This is a genomic window from Yoonia tamlensis (assembly GCF_900115105.1).
Lineage (GTDB): Bacteria > Pseudomonadota > Alphaproteobacteria > Rhodobacterales > Rhodobacteraceae > Yoonia > Yoonia tamlensis.
Map to the genome: position 1 here is coordinate 105,700 of NZ_FOYP01000003.1, position 15,773 is coordinate 121,472.

General features: G+C 55.9%; 19 protein-coding genes. 4 read left to right on the forward strand and 15 right to left on the reverse strand.

What is annotated here, in order from left to right; translation table 11 throughout:
* The first annotated feature begins 146 nt into the window (after positions 1-146).
* Positions 147-1,052, forward strand: coding sequence for a DMT family transporter (locus BM320_RS15395; protein WP_242651077.1), 906 nt, complete (start codon positions 147-149; stop codon positions 1,050-1,052).
* Between the two features lie 32 nt (positions 1,053-1,084).
* Here the strand turns inward: BM320_RS15395 and BM320_RS15400 are convergent, their stop codons facing one another.
* Together BM320_RS15400 and BM320_RS15405 are read right to left on the reverse strand one after the other, a co-directional pair.
* The gene (locus tag BM320_RS15400) at positions 1,085-2,107 is read right to left on the reverse strand and encodes an aspartate-semialdehyde dehydrogenase (RefSeq protein WP_090201697.1); all 1,023 of its coding nucleotides are present in this window, start codon (positions 2,105-2,107) and stop codon (positions 1,085-1,087) included.
* A gap of 62 nt (positions 2,108-2,169) precedes the next feature.
* Positions 2,170-2,628, reverse strand: a complete 459-nt coding sequence (locus BM320_RS15405; protein WP_090201820.1) for an Lrp/AsnC family transcriptional regulator — start codon at positions 2,626-2,628, stop codon at positions 2,170-2,172.
* Positions 2,629-2,762: 134 nt separating this feature from the next.
* On the opposite strand from BM320_RS15405, the gene ald reads away from it, so the two are divergent.
* On the forward strand, positions 2,763-3,881 hold the full coding sequence (gene ald, locus BM320_RS15410) for an alanine dehydrogenase (RefSeq protein ID WP_090201821.1): 1,119 nt from the start codon (positions 2,763-2,765) through the stop codon (positions 3,879-3,881).
* 45 nt (positions 3,882-3,926) lie between these two features.
* On the opposite strand, the gene mscL is transcribed toward ald, so the two are convergent.
* The 6 genes from mscL to pheS all read right to left on the reverse strand — a co-directional run bounded on the left by mscL (position 3,927) and on the right by pheS (position 9,715).
* Positions 3,927-4,361 (reverse strand): large conductance mechanosensitive channel protein MscL, encoded by a 435-nt coding sequence (gene mscL / locus BM320_RS15415; protein ID WP_090201698.1) that lies wholly within the window; start codon positions 4,359-4,361, stop codon positions 3,927-3,929.
* Between the two features lie 92 nt (positions 4,362-4,453).
* Entirely contained in the window at positions 4,454-4,897 is a 444-nt protein-coding gene (locus BM320_RS15420; protein WP_090201699.1) for a YtoQ family protein, read from the reverse strand.
* A 76-nt stretch (positions 4,898-4,973) separates the two neighbouring features.
* Entirely contained in the window at positions 4,974-7,370 is a 2,397-nt protein-coding gene (gene pheT, locus BM320_RS15425; RefSeq protein ID WP_090201700.1) for a phenylalanine--tRNA ligase subunit beta, read from the reverse strand.
* 95 nt (positions 7,371-7,465) lie between these two features.
* Complete coding sequence (locus BM320_RS15430; protein ID WP_090201701.1) at positions 7,466-7,894, reverse strand: ASCH domain-containing protein; 429 nt, start codon at positions 7,892-7,894, stop codon at positions 7,466-7,468.
* A 130-nt stretch (positions 7,895-8,024) separates the two neighbouring features.
* The gene (locus tag BM320_RS15435; protein WP_131802433.1) at positions 8,025-8,645 is read right to left on the reverse strand and encodes a hypothetical protein; all 621 of its coding nucleotides are present in this window, start codon (positions 8,643-8,645) and stop codon (positions 8,025-8,027) included.
* Between the two features lie 5 nt (positions 8,646-8,650).
* Entirely contained in the window at positions 8,651-9,715 is a 1,065-nt protein-coding gene (pheS, locus tag BM320_RS15440; protein WP_090201703.1) for a phenylalanine--tRNA ligase subunit alpha, read from the reverse strand.
* 133 nt (positions 9,716-9,848) lie between these two features.
* Between pheS and BM320_RS15445 the strand changes: the two genes are divergently transcribed.
* Positions 9,849-10,499 (forward strand): YrbL family protein, encoded by a 651-nt coding sequence (locus tag BM320_RS15445; RefSeq protein WP_090201704.1) that lies wholly within the window; start codon positions 9,849-9,851, stop codon positions 10,497-10,499.
* Between the two features lie 49 nt (positions 10,500-10,548).
* On the opposite strand, the gene BM320_RS15450 is transcribed toward BM320_RS15445, so the two are convergent.
* The 5 genes from BM320_RS15450 to pyk form a co-directional block, all read right to left on the reverse strand.
* Entirely contained in the window at positions 10,549-11,265 is a 717-nt protein-coding gene (locus tag BM320_RS15450) for a lysozyme family protein (protein ID WP_131802435.1), read from the reverse strand.
* A 118-nt stretch (positions 11,266-11,383) separates the two neighbouring features.
* Positions 11,384-11,746 (reverse strand): 50S ribosomal protein L20, encoded by a 363-nt coding sequence (gene rplT, locus BM320_RS15455; protein ID WP_090201706.1) that lies wholly within the window; start codon positions 11,744-11,746, stop codon positions 11,384-11,386.
* 17 nt (positions 11,747-11,763) lie between these two features.
* A complete protein-coding gene (gene rpmI / locus BM320_RS15460; RefSeq protein WP_045997239.1) occupies positions 11,764-11,964 on the reverse strand; it encodes a 50S ribosomal protein L35 in 201 nt (66 codons plus the stop codon).
* A gap of 110 nt (positions 11,965-12,074) precedes the next feature.
* Positions 12,075-12,299, reverse strand: coding sequence for a hypothetical protein (locus BM320_RS15465; RefSeq protein ID WP_090201707.1), 225 nt, complete (start codon positions 12,297-12,299; stop codon positions 12,075-12,077).
* A 32-nt stretch (positions 12,300-12,331) separates the two neighbouring features.
* Positions 12,332-13,777, reverse strand: coding sequence for a pyruvate kinase (gene pyk, locus BM320_RS15470; protein ID WP_090201708.1), 1,446 nt, complete (start codon positions 13,775-13,777; stop codon positions 12,332-12,334).
* A 184-nt stretch (positions 13,778-13,961) separates the two neighbouring features.
* Between pyk and BM320_RS15475 the strand changes: the two genes are divergently transcribed.
* The gene (locus tag BM320_RS15475) at positions 13,962-14,255 is read left to right on the forward strand and encodes a DUF1244 domain-containing protein (RefSeq protein WP_090201709.1); all 294 of its coding nucleotides are present in this window, start codon (positions 13,962-13,964) and stop codon (positions 14,253-14,255) included.
* A 35-nt stretch (positions 14,256-14,290) separates the two neighbouring features.
* Here BM320_RS15475 and BM320_RS15480 read toward each other — a convergent pair whose 3' ends face one another.
* Both BM320_RS15480 and BM320_RS15485 read right to left on the reverse strand, forming a co-directional pair.
* Positions 14,291-14,944, reverse strand: coding sequence for a hypothetical protein (locus tag BM320_RS15480; protein ID WP_090201710.1), 654 nt, complete (start codon positions 14,942-14,944; stop codon positions 14,291-14,293).
* 353 nt (positions 14,945-15,297) lie between these two features.
* The gene (locus BM320_RS15485; RefSeq protein ID WP_090201711.1) at positions 15,298-15,699 is read right to left on the reverse strand and encodes a DUF6326 family protein; all 402 of its coding nucleotides are present in this window, start codon (positions 15,697-15,699) and stop codon (positions 15,298-15,300) included.
* Positions 15,700-15,773 lie beyond the last annotated feature (74 nt).

Below are 15,773 nucleotides of genomic sequence, written 5' to 3' on the forward strand. Positions count from 1 at the left end.
TGGTTCGCTGGTTGGTTGTACGATGGTATGACGCGGGCCACAGCGCAATCCTTGGGTGCGTTGAAAAATAATTTCGACGGCGGGAAATTGCCGGATTGACCCACCGACCAAAGGGGTTCACCAAACAGGCAATCCGGAGGGCCGCTATGCAAGAACACCAAACCGAAAAACAGCGCGCCAATTTGATTGGCAGCCTTTGGATGATCGGGGCGATGGCCTGTTTCGCGATCGAGGATGTCCTGTTCAAAGCGGCCAGTCAGTCGGTGCCTATCGGGCAGTTGCTGATCGTCTTTGGCGGGGGCGGCGCATGTGCATTTCTTGCGGTCGCGCTTTGGACGCGTACACCGCTGATCAGCGCCGATGTTCTATCCCCTGCAATGCGTGTGCGGGTTCTGTTTGAAATCATCGGGCGGCTTTTCTTTGCGCTGGCGCTTGCATTGACGCCGCTTTCTGCCACGACCGTGATCTTGCAAGCGACGCCTTTGGTCGTTGTGGCGGGGGCCGCTATTGTGTTTGGGGAAACGGTCGGGCCGCGCCGCTGGATTGCGATCTTTGTCGGGTTGCTTGGCGTTGTGGTCATTGTACAGCCAGGCAGCGACGGGTTTTCTGCCTCGTCAATTCTGGCAATCATAGGGATGTTCGGGTTTGCGGGTCGCGATCTAGCCAGCCGCGCGGCACCCAAGACGCTTGGCACTGCGGCGCTTGGGTTTTACGGGTTTTTGTCGCTGCTTACTGCGGGGCTTGCCTATGCCGTTTATGAGGCCGCGCCATTTGTTGCGATCACCGCGGCGAACGCGGCCACATTGGTCGGGCTCGCGCTGGTTGGCGCGATTGCCTACGCAGGGTTGATGAAGGCCATGCGCACCGGCGATGTGTCCGCCGTGACGCCGTTTCGCTATGTGCGGCTGCTGTTCGGGATCGCCTGCGGCGTGGTGTTTTTCGGCGAAACCATTACCACCGCAATGCTGGTTGGCAGCGCGCTGATTGTCCTGTCAGGTCTGGTGATCGTCTGGCGCACAAGGGCCGCAAAAACGCAAAAAGGGACGCATTAAGCGCCCCTCTCCTTAGGTCGTGGAACCTGCGATCAGCCTTTTTTCAGGCACTCGCGGCCCAGCAATTCAGCGATTTGCACCGCATTCAACGCAGCACCTTTGCGCAGGTTGTCGGATACGCACCACAGGTTCAGACCGTTGTCGATCGTGCTGTCCTGACGGATGCGGCTGATGAATGTCGCGAAATCGCCGACACATTCGATCGGGGTCACGTAACCGCCGTCTTCGCGCTTGTCGATCACCATGACACCGGGTGCCTCGCGCAGGATGTCGCGGGCCTCGTCTTCGTCGAGATGCTCTTCGAATTCGATGTTGATCGCTTCGGAGTGACCGACAAAAACAGGTACGCGCACACAGGTTGCTGTCACCTTGATCGATTTGTCGACGATCTTTTTGGTTTCCGCGACCATTTTCCATTCTTCTTTGGTCGACCCGTCTTCCATGAACACGTCGATATGCGGGATCACGTTAAATGCGATCTGCTTGGTAAACTGGCGTGGCGGTTTGCTGTCGGTCGGGTTGTAGATCGATTTGGTCTGATCCCACAATTCATCAATGCCGCCCTTACCCGCGCCCGATACGGACTGGTAGGTGCTGACCACAACGCGTTTGATCTTCGCGCGGTCATGCAGCGGCTTGAGCGCGACAACCATCTGCGCGGTCGAACAATTCGGGTTCGCGATGATGTTTTTCTTTTTGTAGCCGTGAATCGCCTCGGCGTTCACTTCGGGCACGATCAGCGGCACATCCGCGTCATAGCGGTACAGCGAAGAGTTATCGATAACCACACAGCCGGCAGCAGCAGCCTTGGGCGCATAGATTTTAGTTGCATCGGATCCGACAGCAAACAGCGCCATATCCCAGCCCGCGAAATCAAAGGTATCAAGATCCTTTGTCTTCAACGTCTTATCGCCAAAGCTGACTTCGCTCCCCAGTGATTTGCGGCTGGCAAGTGCGACGATTTGGTCCACGGGGAATTCGCGTTCAGCGAGGATATTCAGCATTTCGCGGCCCACGTTACCTGTGGCCCCGACGACGGCGATTTTATAGCCCATTTGGGTGGCTCCTTCGTTACAACAAAGGCCTATTACAGCGCAAACGCCGCAAGGGAAAGGGGCTAGACCGGCAATGCCGTCGAGTGCCGGACCGTGCGAAGCGAAAACGATGATTGCATTTGCGCAACCCCTGGAAGTCGCGCCAGATACTGCCGGTGGATACGCGCGAAATCATCGGTATCGCCTGCCACGACCTTTAGCAGGTAATCCGCCGTGCCCGCCATCAAATGGCATTCAAGCACGTCGGGCACCAAAGCCACCGCGCGTTCAAAGGCGTCTAACACCTCATCCGCTTGGGCGCTGAGCGTGATTTCGACAAAGACAGTCGTCGGCAGCCCCACTTTGCGCGGGTTCAGTAGCGCGACATAGTCACGGATATATCCGTCTTTTTCCAACCGTTGCACGCGGCGATGACAAGCCGATGGAGACAGGTTCGCCACTTCGGATAGTTCTGCATTGGACATGCGGCCAGTCTTTTGCAAAACCCCGAGGATTCGGCGATCAATACTGTCCAGTTCCATTTGGCGCGAAATCCTTTTGCAAAGCCGCAGATATGCGCTCGATCCTGCCACAGTTACCGCAAACAGCCAATGCATTTCCCCAAGAAATTGCGCGACAAGGCGCAGATGGTTTTCGAATGCAGGAGGAGAACACAATGCATATCGGCTGCCCAAAAGAGATAAAACCGCAAGAATTTCGCGTCGGCATGACCCCAAATGCCGCCCAAGAAGCCGTGGCCCATGGCCATAGCGTCACCGTTGAAACAAATGCCGGATCCGGTGCCGGTTTTACAGATGCCGATTATATCGCCGCGGGGGCCAAAATCGCTGGCTCCGCCGCCGAAATTTTCGCAGCCGCTGACATGATCGTCAAAGTCAAAGAACCCCAAGCCGATGAGCGCGCCATGCTGCGCGAAGGCCAGATTCTGTTCACCTATCTGCACCTTGCCGCGGATCTGGATCAGACCCGCGACCTGATGGCATCGGGGGCCACATGTATCGCCTATGAAACGGTGACAGACGATCGGGGCGGACTGCCCCTGCTTGCGCCCATGTCCGAAGTCGCCGGTCGTCTGGCTCCGCAGGTCGGTGCGTGGACCCTGCAAAAGGCAAACGGCGGACGCGGCGTGCTGATGGGCGGCGTGCCCGGTGTTGGTCCGGCCCGTGTGGTTGTGATCGGCGGCGGTGTGGTTGGCACGCAAGCTGCCAAAGTTGCCGCTGGCATGGGCGCGGATGTCACCGTGCTAGATCGTTCGCTCGCGCGGTTGCGGTATCTTGATGACGTGTTTGGCGGGCAGTTCAGAACCAGCTACGCAAGTGCGGGCAACACAATCGAACTCGCGCGCGAGGCCGATATGATCATCGGCGCGGTGCTGATCCCCGGTGCGGCCGCGCCAAAACTGATTTCACGCGCACAATTGGCGGAACTGAAACCGGGCGCAGCGATTGTTGATGTGGCCATTGACCAAGGCGGCTGTTTTGAAACATCGCGCGCCACCACCCACCAAGACCCGATCTACGACGTTGACGGAATCATGCATTACTGCGTGGCCAATATGCCCGGTGCCGTCGCGCGCACATCCACAATCGCGCTTGGCAATGCGACGATGCCCTTCATGATCGCACTGGCGAACAAGGGCTGGCGCAAGGCTTGCGAAGACGACGCGCATCTGCTGCGTGGGCTAAACGTGCATGCGGGCAAGCTGACCTATGCGGCGGTTGGAAGGGCACTAGAAATTGACGTGCTCGCGCCCAATCTGGCGCTCAAATCCTAAGACAAGCAGGCCCGCAATTGCTGCGGGCCTGTCTCTGCGCTGGGCTCAGGCTTTTGCCTTCAGCACATCGCGAATTTCCGCAAGCAGTTCTTCGGTTGTCGGGCCCTTGGGGGCTGCGGGCGCGGCTTCCTCTTCCTTGACGGCGGCATCTTTGGCGCGGTTCACCATTTTCACCAGCATGAAGACCACAAAGGCGATGATCAAAAAGTTAATGATCGCCATGATAAAGGCACCGTAAGCAAAGATTGACGCCCCCGCTTCGCGCGCGGCATCAAGCGAGGCACCCGCTGGCACGTCACCAGCCAGAACTGCATATTTATTGGTGAAATCAACACCGCCGGTCACAAGTCCGATGATCGGGTTAATCAAATCCCCCACGAGCGAGGTCACAATCGCCGTGAACGCTGCCCCAATGATGATACCAACGGCCATATCCATGACGTTGCCCTTGGCGATAAAACTTTTGAATTCATTGATCATTTTTGTATTTCCATTGCTACGGTTGCGATCCAGTTCGCGCGATCATCGCAAAAGATGACGCCATACTCCATAGGTTTTTCGCGCAGCAACGGCTAGGGCAATTGCCCGCTGATGACATAGCGCAGGATTTCAACGACTTGTCGCGGCTCTTGCACCACAGCAAGCGCTGCTGCGTCAACTTCCTTGAGTGCGTGCTGATGATCGGGTCCATGCATCACAATCAGTGATTTGCCCAACGCTGCCGCATAGCCTGCATCAAAGGCCGCGTTCCACTGTTTGTATTTGTCGCCAAAGCGGACAACGACAATATCCGCGTTCGCAATGGCATTGCGGGTGCGGATCGCGTTCAGCTTTGCACCTTTGTTGTCGTGCCAGAACTTGTCCGTTTCTGCGCCCATGATGGCGACACCGCAATCATCGGATGCCGCGTGATCTGTTACAGGGGCTGCAAAAGTCACATCCAGCCCCGCAGCGGCCGCGGTGATCAGATCGCGCCAGTCCGTGTGAATTTCGCCCGACAGGTAAACGTTTAGCATCTTGTTACTCCACAATCCGGCGGGCGGCCAAAGTCTCGTCCGAGACTTTGGAACCAAATTCTTTACAAGAATTTGGCTAGCCCCGTAACGTACCGCCCGTTGCTTTGCTGACTTTCTCAACGATTTTTGCGGAAACCGCTTCGATATCGGCATCCTTGAGCGTCTTGTCTTTGGGTTGCAAACGCACAGTGACAGCCAGTGATTTCTTACCGTCACCCAAAGCCCCGCCGATAAACTCGTCAAAGACGCGCACATCGGTGATCAATGACTTATCCGCGCCAGCCGCCGCATTCACAAGCGTTAGCGCCGCGACATCCGCATCCACGACAAAGGCAAAATCGCGATCAACCGCCTGCAAATCCGTAGCCACCAATGCCGGACGTGTCGCTGTCTGGTTTTTGGGCGTTGGAATTTCATCCAGCCAGATCGTAAAGCCGACAGCCGGCCCTTTGATATCCATGTCGCGCAGCACTTTGGGGTGCAATTCGCCAAAGACAGCCAGAACCTTTTTCGGCCCCAGACAAATCTGCCCGTGGCGGCCAGGGTGCCACCATTCGCGCGCGCCGCGCAGGATCTGCACCTTCGCAGGCGCACCAACAGCGTCGAGTATCGCCTCGACATCGGCTTTGGCATCATAAAGATCAACGGGCCGCGATGTACCATGCACGTCCTTTGGTGCGGTACGCCCGATCAAGACGCCGGAAACCGCATTATGCTGTTCCCCCGGTTCGCCACCGTGAAATGCTGCGCCAACCTCGAACAATGCCATATCCATGAAACCGCGCGCCTGATTGCGCGCCGCCGCCCGCAAAAGTCCGGGCAAAAGTGCGGGCCGCATATGCGACATTTCCGAACTGATCGGGTTTTCCAACATCGTCGCGTCATCACCGCCACCAAACAGCGTTGCAGCTTCGCGGTCGATAAACGTGTAGGTCACGCATTCATTATATCCAAGCGCCGCCGACATCCGGCGCGCGGCCTGCTGGCGCAACTGCGAAGTCGTCAAAATCGGCTTCGGCACACCTGTTGTCATGCGCTTCATCGGCACGCCTTGCAGCTTGGTCAGTGACGCAATGCGCGCAACCTCTTCCACCAGATCGGCCTCGCCTTGTACGTCCGGACGCCATGATGGGACGCTCGCCATCGTGCCATCAAGCTTGAACCCGAGCGCGGTGAGTGTCTGGCGCTGTGTGCTTTCAGGGATATCCATGCCGACAAGGCTGATCACGCGTTTTGCGTCCAGCTTATAGGCGCGCGCCGTATCAGGCACGCTGCCAGCCTGGATCAGCTCGGACGCCTCGCCACCCGCGTGATCGACGATCATGCGTACCGCATGCTCTAGCCCTTCGGGGGTGAACGCCGGATCAATACCGCGTTCAAACCGGTAGCGCGCATCCGAATTTATCTTGAGCGCGCGGCCCGCATAGGCAATCTGCACCGGATCCCAATAAGCGCTTTCGACAAAGACGTTGACCGTCTCTTCGGTGCAGCCCGTGGCGGCGCCGCCCATGATACCGGCGATGCTTTCCACGCCTGTATCATCCGAAATCACCATCTGGCCCTGCGCGAGCGTATAGTCTTTGTCATCCAATGCGGTAATGACTTCGCCACCTGCGGCGCGGTGCACCCGCAGATTGCCCGCAACCTTATCGGCATCAAAAACATGAAGCGGGCGGTTCAGATCATAGGTGAACCAGTTGGTCACATCGACCAGAAAGCTGATCGGACGCAGCCCGATCGCGCGCAATTGCTGTTGCAGCCATGCGGGGCTTGGGCCGTTCTTGACGCCCTTGATCAAACGACCACAGAAAATCGGGCAGCCGTCCAATGTATCATCATCAATGAACACATCCAGATCGGCCTTGAATGTTGCGGCAACCGGATCAACCACAACAGGTTTCAACGTCCCCAAACCGCGCGCGGCCAGATCGCGCGCGATCCCGCGCACGCCCAACGCATCCGGACGGTTTGGCGTAATCGCGATTTCAATCACCGGATCCACCTTGGACGGATCATTGACAGCCAGCCAGTCGGCAAAGTTTTCACCAACCTCGCCCGATGGCAGTTCGATAATGCCGTTATGTTCGTCCGACAGTTCCAGCTCTTTCTCGGACGCCATCATGCCAAAGCTGTCAACGCCACGGATGTTGCCGACCTTGATGGTGATATCAAGACCAGGGATATAAGTACCGGGTTTGGCAAGGACGACCGTGATCCCCTCGCGGGCATTTGGCGCACCACAAACAATCTGTGTTTCGCCTTCATCCGACTGGACCTTACAAACCTTCAGCTTATCCGCGTCAGGGTGCTTTTCGGCATGGATCACCTTGGCGATGGTAAAATCGCGCAGCTTGGCGGCTGGGTCTTCGATGCCTTCAACCTCAAGCCCGAGGTCGGTCAGCGCCTCTGCGATTTCATCGACAGAAGCGTCAGTTTCAAGGTGATGTTTCAGCCAGGAGAGGGTGAATTTCATTGGTCCGGTCCTGCGGTTTAAATTGGTTGGATTGGGCTTAGCGGATTACGCGCAAATGGGAAAGACCGTAGGGTGGGGTTTACCCCACCGCCCCGTCAAAGTTCACGCCCTGCAAGGTCTTCGACCAGTTCGAACCGCTCAAAAACAAGGGGCATTTCGGGATCAAACCCGCCATTGCGTTTGAAATAGGCTTTGTGCGACTTGCGCCAAGCAAGCAACGTGTCGTCTTCACCCTCGGCCAAAGCCATTTCTTCGGTGACATCGCAATAGCGGATCTCCTCGACACCCGTTGTGCGGATGACCAGCGCTGGCGTGCCGTCCCAATTGGCCGCGATATCGCAGCGGCCCACCACAGGCAGCGCATCCGGATCGCCGTCAAAGTCGGACAGCGCGGCACAGGTCGCACGTTTTTTGCCCTTACGGACCAGCGCGATCAGGTGCTGGCACAGCTCTGGACCATCACCAAACCGAAACGTCCCCGCACCGGGGTATGTGTCTTGCAGATCTTCAATTTCATCGGCCATTTGGTTTTCCATTCAAAATACAGGGCAGCGCTTAGACCTCGGGGTGGGTGCGAAGCGCCCTCCCCATGGGGGAGGTCCGGGCGCTGCCCGGCGATGCCGGGTCATCGACCATGCCTTCAAGGGTTCAGGCCTACTTTCGTTGCATTCTTATTTCCGGCAGTAGATGATCCCTGAGTGTTTCTATCGCAACATGTATTCGAGGGCGAAGTTTATCATGCTCAGTTCCCATTGCGTATAATATTGCCCTCAGATCTTGCTGCAACTTCACGTGTTCATCCCGAGGATCTGCGCCCAATTTCCAGCCGTTCAACGTGCTCAATGCTGCAAATATTTCTTGCCTGACACTAAAAAGATCATCGATTGCGTCCTTAACAGCTCTTGTTCCAACCAACGCCTCGTGTAAAACTTGAAGCTCTCTTAAACGGTCAAAGTCGTCATCGTAGCTTCTCAGACGCTCCCACTTAAGCTCTATTACCTCTTGCTGGCTATCTTTCGTATCGGCCGGTATGCTTTCTATCCCGCTGCGAACGCTGGCTATTGCCGATTTGACATTCATTGCTCGGCTAAGGAGCAATTCTGCAGTTTCAGCTTTACGTTTTGCTAGATGTTCTACTTTCCAAGCCTTAAGTTGGCGGTACGCCAACCAAACACCAATGATAATGGCCAAATTACCAAGGATATTTGCCAGCGGCACCAACCGCTCTAGACAAGACCAATAATCAGTACCGTTCTGGAGCAATTCATTATCCACGCCCTCTACAACCCACCATGCAGCGTCGGCACCTTTAACGCGCTGAACCCATAGTGGCGCAGCCAGCGCAGGTCTGAATCAAAGAACGCGCGCAGATCAGGGATGCCGTATTTCAGCATCGCGATCCGGTCGATCCCGACGCCAAAGGCAAAGCCTTGCCATTTGTCAGGGTCGATTTTGGCAGCTTGCAGCACCTTGGGGTGGACCATGCCGGACCCTAGAACTTCGAGCCAGCCGTCACCTTCGCCAACCTTGAGCTGCCCATCAACCCATGAACACTGAATATCAACTTCGGCGGATGGTTCGGTGAACGGGAAATGGGACGCGCGGAAACGGGTTTTCACACGGGCACCGAAATAGGCGCTAAAGAATTCCTCGAGCACCCATTTGAGGTTGGCCATGCTGATGTCTTTGTCGATGGCCAGACCTTCGACTTGGTTAAACATCGGCGTGTGGGTCTGGTCATAATCGGCACGGTACACGCGACCCGGACAAATGATGCGAATGGGGGCGCCGTTTGCCTCCATACTGCGGATTTGCACGGGGCTGGTGTGGGTGCGCAGCACATGCGGCGGGCGGTTATCGCCAGCGGCGCGGTGCGTATAGAACGTATCCATTTCGGCCCGCGCGGGGTGATGGCCAGGAATATTGAGCGCATCAAAATTATACCAATCGGATTCGATCTGCGGCCCTTCGGCAACGGCAAAACCCATATCGGCGAAAATCGCGCTGACCTCTTCGGTGACCTGACTGATCGGGTGAATTGACCCTACGCGGCGGTCGCGCGCAGGCAATGTCACATCAAGCCATTCACTGCGCAGCCGTTCATCCAGCGCAGCATCCGCAAGCGCTGCCTTTTTCGCGGCCAGCGCGCTGTTGATTTCATCCTTGAGCGCATTCAGCGCAGGGCCGGCAACCTGACGCTCTTCGGGGCTCATTTTGCCCAAAGACCGCATTTGCAGGCTTATCTCGCCCTTCTTGCCAACTGCCTGCACCCGCAGGTCTTCGATTGCGGCCTCATCGGCGGCATCAGCAATCAACGAGAGGTATTTTGATTTCAGATCGTCCATAATGTTGCCTTTTTTGCACCCTAGTCAGCTACCTTGCTAAGCGATCCCATTCAAGGAGCGGAATGCGCCTTCACCCAAAAATGTGGCCCGCGCTTGGCCATACGTGTAAGTACTCTCTAAGAGTGGAAGTGTAATGATTGATTTGTCCACGCAAACCGCACTCGCTTATGGCGGGCATCAGGTTATCTTTCGACATCCGGATTTTGATGATCGCGTAATAAAGGTTGCGCGCAAGCGTATTCCGCGGTCGTGGCACTTTGGCAGAAATAAGAGCCGATATGGTCCATTGCGCGACTGGCACCGTACGACGAACGAATACATTTCCATGCTCAGCAAGACTGGCGCGCACTGCCCACGGATACCGCGACAGTACGGGTTTGAAGAAACATCGATGGGGCCGGCGATGATATGCGAATTGTTTTCAGGTCCCGGAAATACGCTCGCACCGACGTTGGGTGATATGATCTGCCAATCGCACACCGATATAGGCTTTTTGGACGAAATTCGGGATGACTTAACGGCGATGTTTGACGACCTCATTGCTGCGGGTATCGAATTTGAAGATCTTAATCCAAGAAATATCGTGGTTACCCAAAACGCGCAGCGCGTGAGATTGGTGATCGTTGACGGGTTAGGATCGCCAGCACTGTTCCCGCTGACAACATTCGGCGCGCGCATTTTCAAGAAGGTTATGACCAAGCGCCGTGACACATTGGTTGGGCAGGTCAATATGGCGATTAACAAATTGGAAGACCAACAAGAGTTGATCGCAATAAACACTTAGGTAGCCGCGCGCGCAAAACGCTTCTGACTGAATTTGACCGCGCCTTTGTCTATCCCGGCGCGATCTTTGCGATTTCCGCTTGGAAATAGGCCAGCGAAACGGTTGCCTGATTGCCCGCAATGCCGTGGTATTTTGACCGCCCCGAAGATGTCGGTAATCCGGCCCAGATGCCGGCAAGGTTGTTCATGAACCGCTGCTGGCTGATTTGTCCGGCCATAAACGCGGGCAGGCCGGCGTCGGCAAGCAAGACATCCGCAAGCCGGTCCTGCATTGCAGGGCTGAACCTGTCGCTGTGACGCGCGCCGGTTTGTGCGACAACACGCGCCAGCGTATCGGGAATAAACTGATAGCGGCCAATGGCATGCGGCTGGCCGGGGGTGGCTGCTATCCAGGCAAAAATTTCACCGATGGTCATCTGTGTCGGGGGTTTATCCGGCCGGATCACCGCCCCGTGCTGCACGGCGTCATAGCCTGCAAAAGGCGATTCTGCGCGCCCGATTATCGCGCGTATATGCGCCACAACATCGGCATCCGCGCCAAGTGATGCGCCCTGCGGCAATGCGGTTGGAAACGGGGCAAAAAGGCTGCCAGCCGCATTCCCCGCAAAGAGGCTGGCCCCGTTTGGCGCCACCTGCGCGGGCATTGCGGTGCGCGTGATCAGGCCGCGTGCAGGGCCAAAGACACCATCGCCGACAAGTGACACCGCCTCGGCCCGCGATACCACGGGCCAGATCAGAATCACGCAACAGATAAGCAAACGCAGCATTCCCATGCCACGCAGCATGCGCCAAATTCGTTGCGTTTTCGTTTCCAACAGGCGCAGAAACGAAAAAGACCGCACCCGTTTTCCGGATGCGGCCCAAATGACTAGATTTCAGAGCAGCTTAGGCTGCCAGAGCATCTTTTGCTTTGCCGACGATTGTCGCAAATGCTTCGGGCTCGTTCACGGCCAGATCGGCCAGAACCTTGCGGTCGACTTCGATGCCGGCCAGTGTCAGGCCGTTGATGAACTTGGAGTAGTTCAGTGTTTCGTCAATCGAACGCACACCGGCGTTGATCCGCTGAATCCACAAAGCGCGGAAGTTGCGCTTGCGATTATGACGGTCGCGGGTTGCATACTGGTTGGCTTTTTCGACGGCCTGTTTGGCGACTTTAAAAGTCTTTGACCGGCGATCATAATAACCTTTGGCAGCGTCGAGAACTTTTTTGTGACGACGATGTGTGACTGTTCCGCCTTTAACGCGCATATCTCAATTCCCTCTAATTAACGTGCGTAAGGCATCATTGATTTAACGATACCTTCATCAGCTTTGCACAATGTGGTTGTGCCACGTGCGTTACGAAGGAATTTGTTCGAACGTTTGATCATGCCGTGCTGCTTGCCCGCCTGGGCTGCGACGACACGGCCTGACGCCGTTGTTTTGAACCGCTTTTTGCAGCTCGACTTGGTCTTCATCTTCGGCATTTCCGTCTCCTCTTTGGGTCGGTAGAAAACGCGACTCGGCATGCCATATTGGCCGGACGCGCGGGTTTCAGAGGCGCCGTATAGGACGCATCTGTCGAATAGGCAAGCCGTTAAAGCAGATAGCGCCCGATCACATCGACAAAAATGTTATCGATCGTTTGCACGCTATAGACCCCGGGGTTTTCCTGCATCGCATATGCAATGCTGACGCCACCCAGCACCCCAAGGGCGACCGCGGCGCGCGGAAAACGGCGATCCGAGAACGCAGAAATCAACGCCGGAATAGCGAAAGCGCAACACAGCACGCCCACCACAAAAATCAGGTCAATATCCATATCTGCGTTCTCGTTGTTGGTTTTGCGGCAGCTTAATCCGCCTCTGTCGGGAAAATCAAACGTTCATCACAGGGCGCAACCCGCAAAATATTGGTCGAACCCGGCGTATTGAAAGGCACACCCGCAGTGATCACAACCATATCATCCTTGGTCGCCAGTTCCTGACTGATTGCAGCCCGAACCGCCGCGATAACCGCGTCTTTGAAGCGGTCAACCGGACCTGTCACCACGCAGTTTGTCCCCCATGAAAGGCAAAGGCGGCGTGCGGTTTTGATGTGGTTTGTCAGCGCAATGATCGGCACGCGCGGGCGTTCACGCGACACAAGCAAAGCCGTTGTTCCCGACTGCGAGAAACAGCAAATTGCTTTGACATCAGTAGTTTCGGCAATTTCACGGGCCGCCGAAACGATCCCGTCAGCAACGGTTTTACCATCCGCACGGCGTGATGCTTCGATAATTTCGGTATAGGTCGGGTCGGCTTCGACCTCGCCTGCGACGTTGTTCATCGTGGTCACAGCTTCGATCGGGAAAGACCCGGCGGCTGATTCCGCCGACAGCATGATCGCGTCAGCGCCTTCATAGATCGCGGTGGCAACGTCGGACACTTCGGCACGTGTCGGCATCGGAGAATCGATCATTGATTCCAGCATCTGTGTCGCCACGATCACCGGCTTTGCAGCAGCGCGTGATTTGCGGATCAGTTGTTTCTGGATCGGCGGCACCGCATGCACAGGCAATTCAACACCCAGATCGCCACGCGCAACCATGATGCCATCACTGACCTTGAGAATTTCATCAAATGATTTCACCGCGTTCGGCTTTTCGATTTTGGACAGGATCGCAGCACGACCTTTGGCCAACGCGCGCGCTTCTTCAACATCGGCCGCGCGTTGAACGAATGACAGGGCAAGCCAGTCCACACCTAATTCGCAAACAAATTCCAGATCCTTGCGGTCTTTTTCTGACAGCGCGGCCAACGGCAGCGTCACGTCAGGGACGTTCACGCCCTTGCGGTTTGAAATTGTGCCACCAACGACAACTTCGCAATCGGCAAAATCAATGCCGCAATCCTTGACGCGCAGTTTGATTTTCCCGTCGTTTACAAGCAAATGCGCGCCCGGCTCCAACGCGTCAAAGATTTCCTTGTGCGGCAGTTTTACGCGGGTTGCATCACCTTTGGCATCATCAAGATCAAGCCGGAAGGATGCGCCAACTTCAAGTTCTTCTTCGCCATTTTTAAAGACACCGACGCGCAGCTTTGGTCCTTGCAAATCGGCCAGAATAGAAATCGGGCTGTTCATGTCTTTTTCGACCTGACGGATAATTTCGTGACGGGCACGAATTTCCGCATGGTCACCATGTGACATGTTCAGCCGGAACACATCTGCGCCAGCTTCGTGCAGCGCACGGATCATCTCATAGTCATTGGAAGCTGGGCCAAGTGTGGCGACAATCTTTACGTTACGGTGGCGTCTCATGATGTTTCCTTCGTGCGTCTGATGCCGTTAGCGATAACAATCGGCTTTGCGCTCTTATCGCGCAATTCTGTTCCTACCACAACTAGTCTACTACGCATGACAAGTGAATGACATCTAACTTGTCACACATGCCCTTTTTCCTAGAAAATATTGAAGATAGGGTAGGCCAACAACGGAGGAAACAATGGACAATCAAACCCGCATTGAGATCGAAGCCGCCGCGTTTCGGCGCCTGCAGCAGCATTTGATGCAAGACCGCCCTGATGCGCAAAACATCGATATGATGAACCTTGCCGGATTTTGCCGCAACTGTCTTGCCCGCTGGTACCAAGAGGCCGCAAACGCGCGCGGCATCGACATGGACAAAGACGCCGGCCGCGAAGCGTTTTACGGAATGCCGTTTTCAGAATGGAAAGCAAAGCACCAAACGCAAGCAAGCGCCGAAGCCCAAGAGGCATTCAAGGCGTCACACGGGTAAGGTGGGCCGCAGCATCGGCAGCCCACCCGTTCTGCTTAGAACGAATAGCGCGCACCAAGCCCGAACCCGATCAGCCCGTAGTCTTCTTCCGCATCGCGGACAGACTGGTATTGGTGCGCCTCAAGGCCAAACGTTGCCTCAAGCGTGCCGCCGCCCATTGCCTGCGCATAGCTGACACCCGTTGCCAGTTGGCGCATGGCAACTTGGTGGGGGTGCGCCTCTGTTGTCTCATCACCAAAGACAAGCGCCGTTTCCGCCGCCCCGTATAGCGCGAACCCGTTGCCCAGATCGCTAGACAGCCGCGCACCGATCACCGGACCGACAGAACCATTCCAGATACTGCCTGGCGCAGTCAGTTCAAAATATCGCACCCCTGCATGGAACCGCGCATCAAGATTATCGCCAAGCGCCACGGTGCTGACATAGGCCAGATCCGCATATCGGATCTTGACCGCGCTGGCCTCCTCATCCTCAGTTTCAAACAAGAATCCTTTCAGTTCAATTGCTTGGGCGTCAGACAATGCATAGCCAAAGGTCAAACGGGCGGCGGGCCGGAATTCCTCTTGGGTGTCATCGCCATCCGTATCGCTCAGCTGGAATTGCAAGATTTCAGCCCCTGCATAAAAATCCTGCGCCTGTGCGGCGGTCGCGGCAATCATTGCGGCCAAAACTGTAGCGTAAAAATTCATTCTGTGTTCCTTCATTGGTGTCTCAAGCGGCTATCGCTCTGAGACACCAATGAAGGGCAGAAGGGTTTTAATCCGCGACTGCGGTAAAAAATTTCGCAGACCTAGATCGCACGCTTGCGGCTTTCGTCTAGTTAAGCCTTGCCAGACGCGCGGCAATGGGGCCGGGGGTTTCCGCCCAATCGAATGAACTGAAAGACGTGCCGCGCATCATTGTAACGCCAGGCGCTTCCGGCCCGCTGGTAGTTAAAGAAATGTTCGCAGTGACTGCACAAATGCCGCCACGCCGCCCGCCCCAAAGCCCACGTTCAAAATCTTATCTTGGACGCTAATCGTTACCGATCATTTTGGCGACATCAATCTGGCTCCACGCGCCATGTCCACGCGAGCCACACAATCGCAAGCGTGGTCGGCACTTCGATGCAGGACATGAACAAGTAGTAGCTGGTGAACGGCGTGAATAACGTGGCAATCACCACCAGCGTTTTGAGCAAACCAACCCCAATATTTGCCCAACGCGCAAAGCCGTAGGGGGCCAGTTGCGTGATCAGCACCAGCGCGATTGGCATCACCATTAACACCGACGCCGCGAGTAAGAAGTTCTCGTTCATCGTGATCCCATCGACCGTTCCGGTCAGGATTTGCGACAGCATCGCCGGGTCCATCAACGTCAGAATATCCCCGTAGGTGTAGAGGAACATCACAAAAATCCAGAGGGTAAATAGAACGGTGCGGCGTGGGGTCGGGGTATGTGTCATGGGGCATCTCCTGCTTTCACGTCGCAAGATAGCCGCAAGCTCACCCCAACATAATTGACGAATTTTGTTGGCAT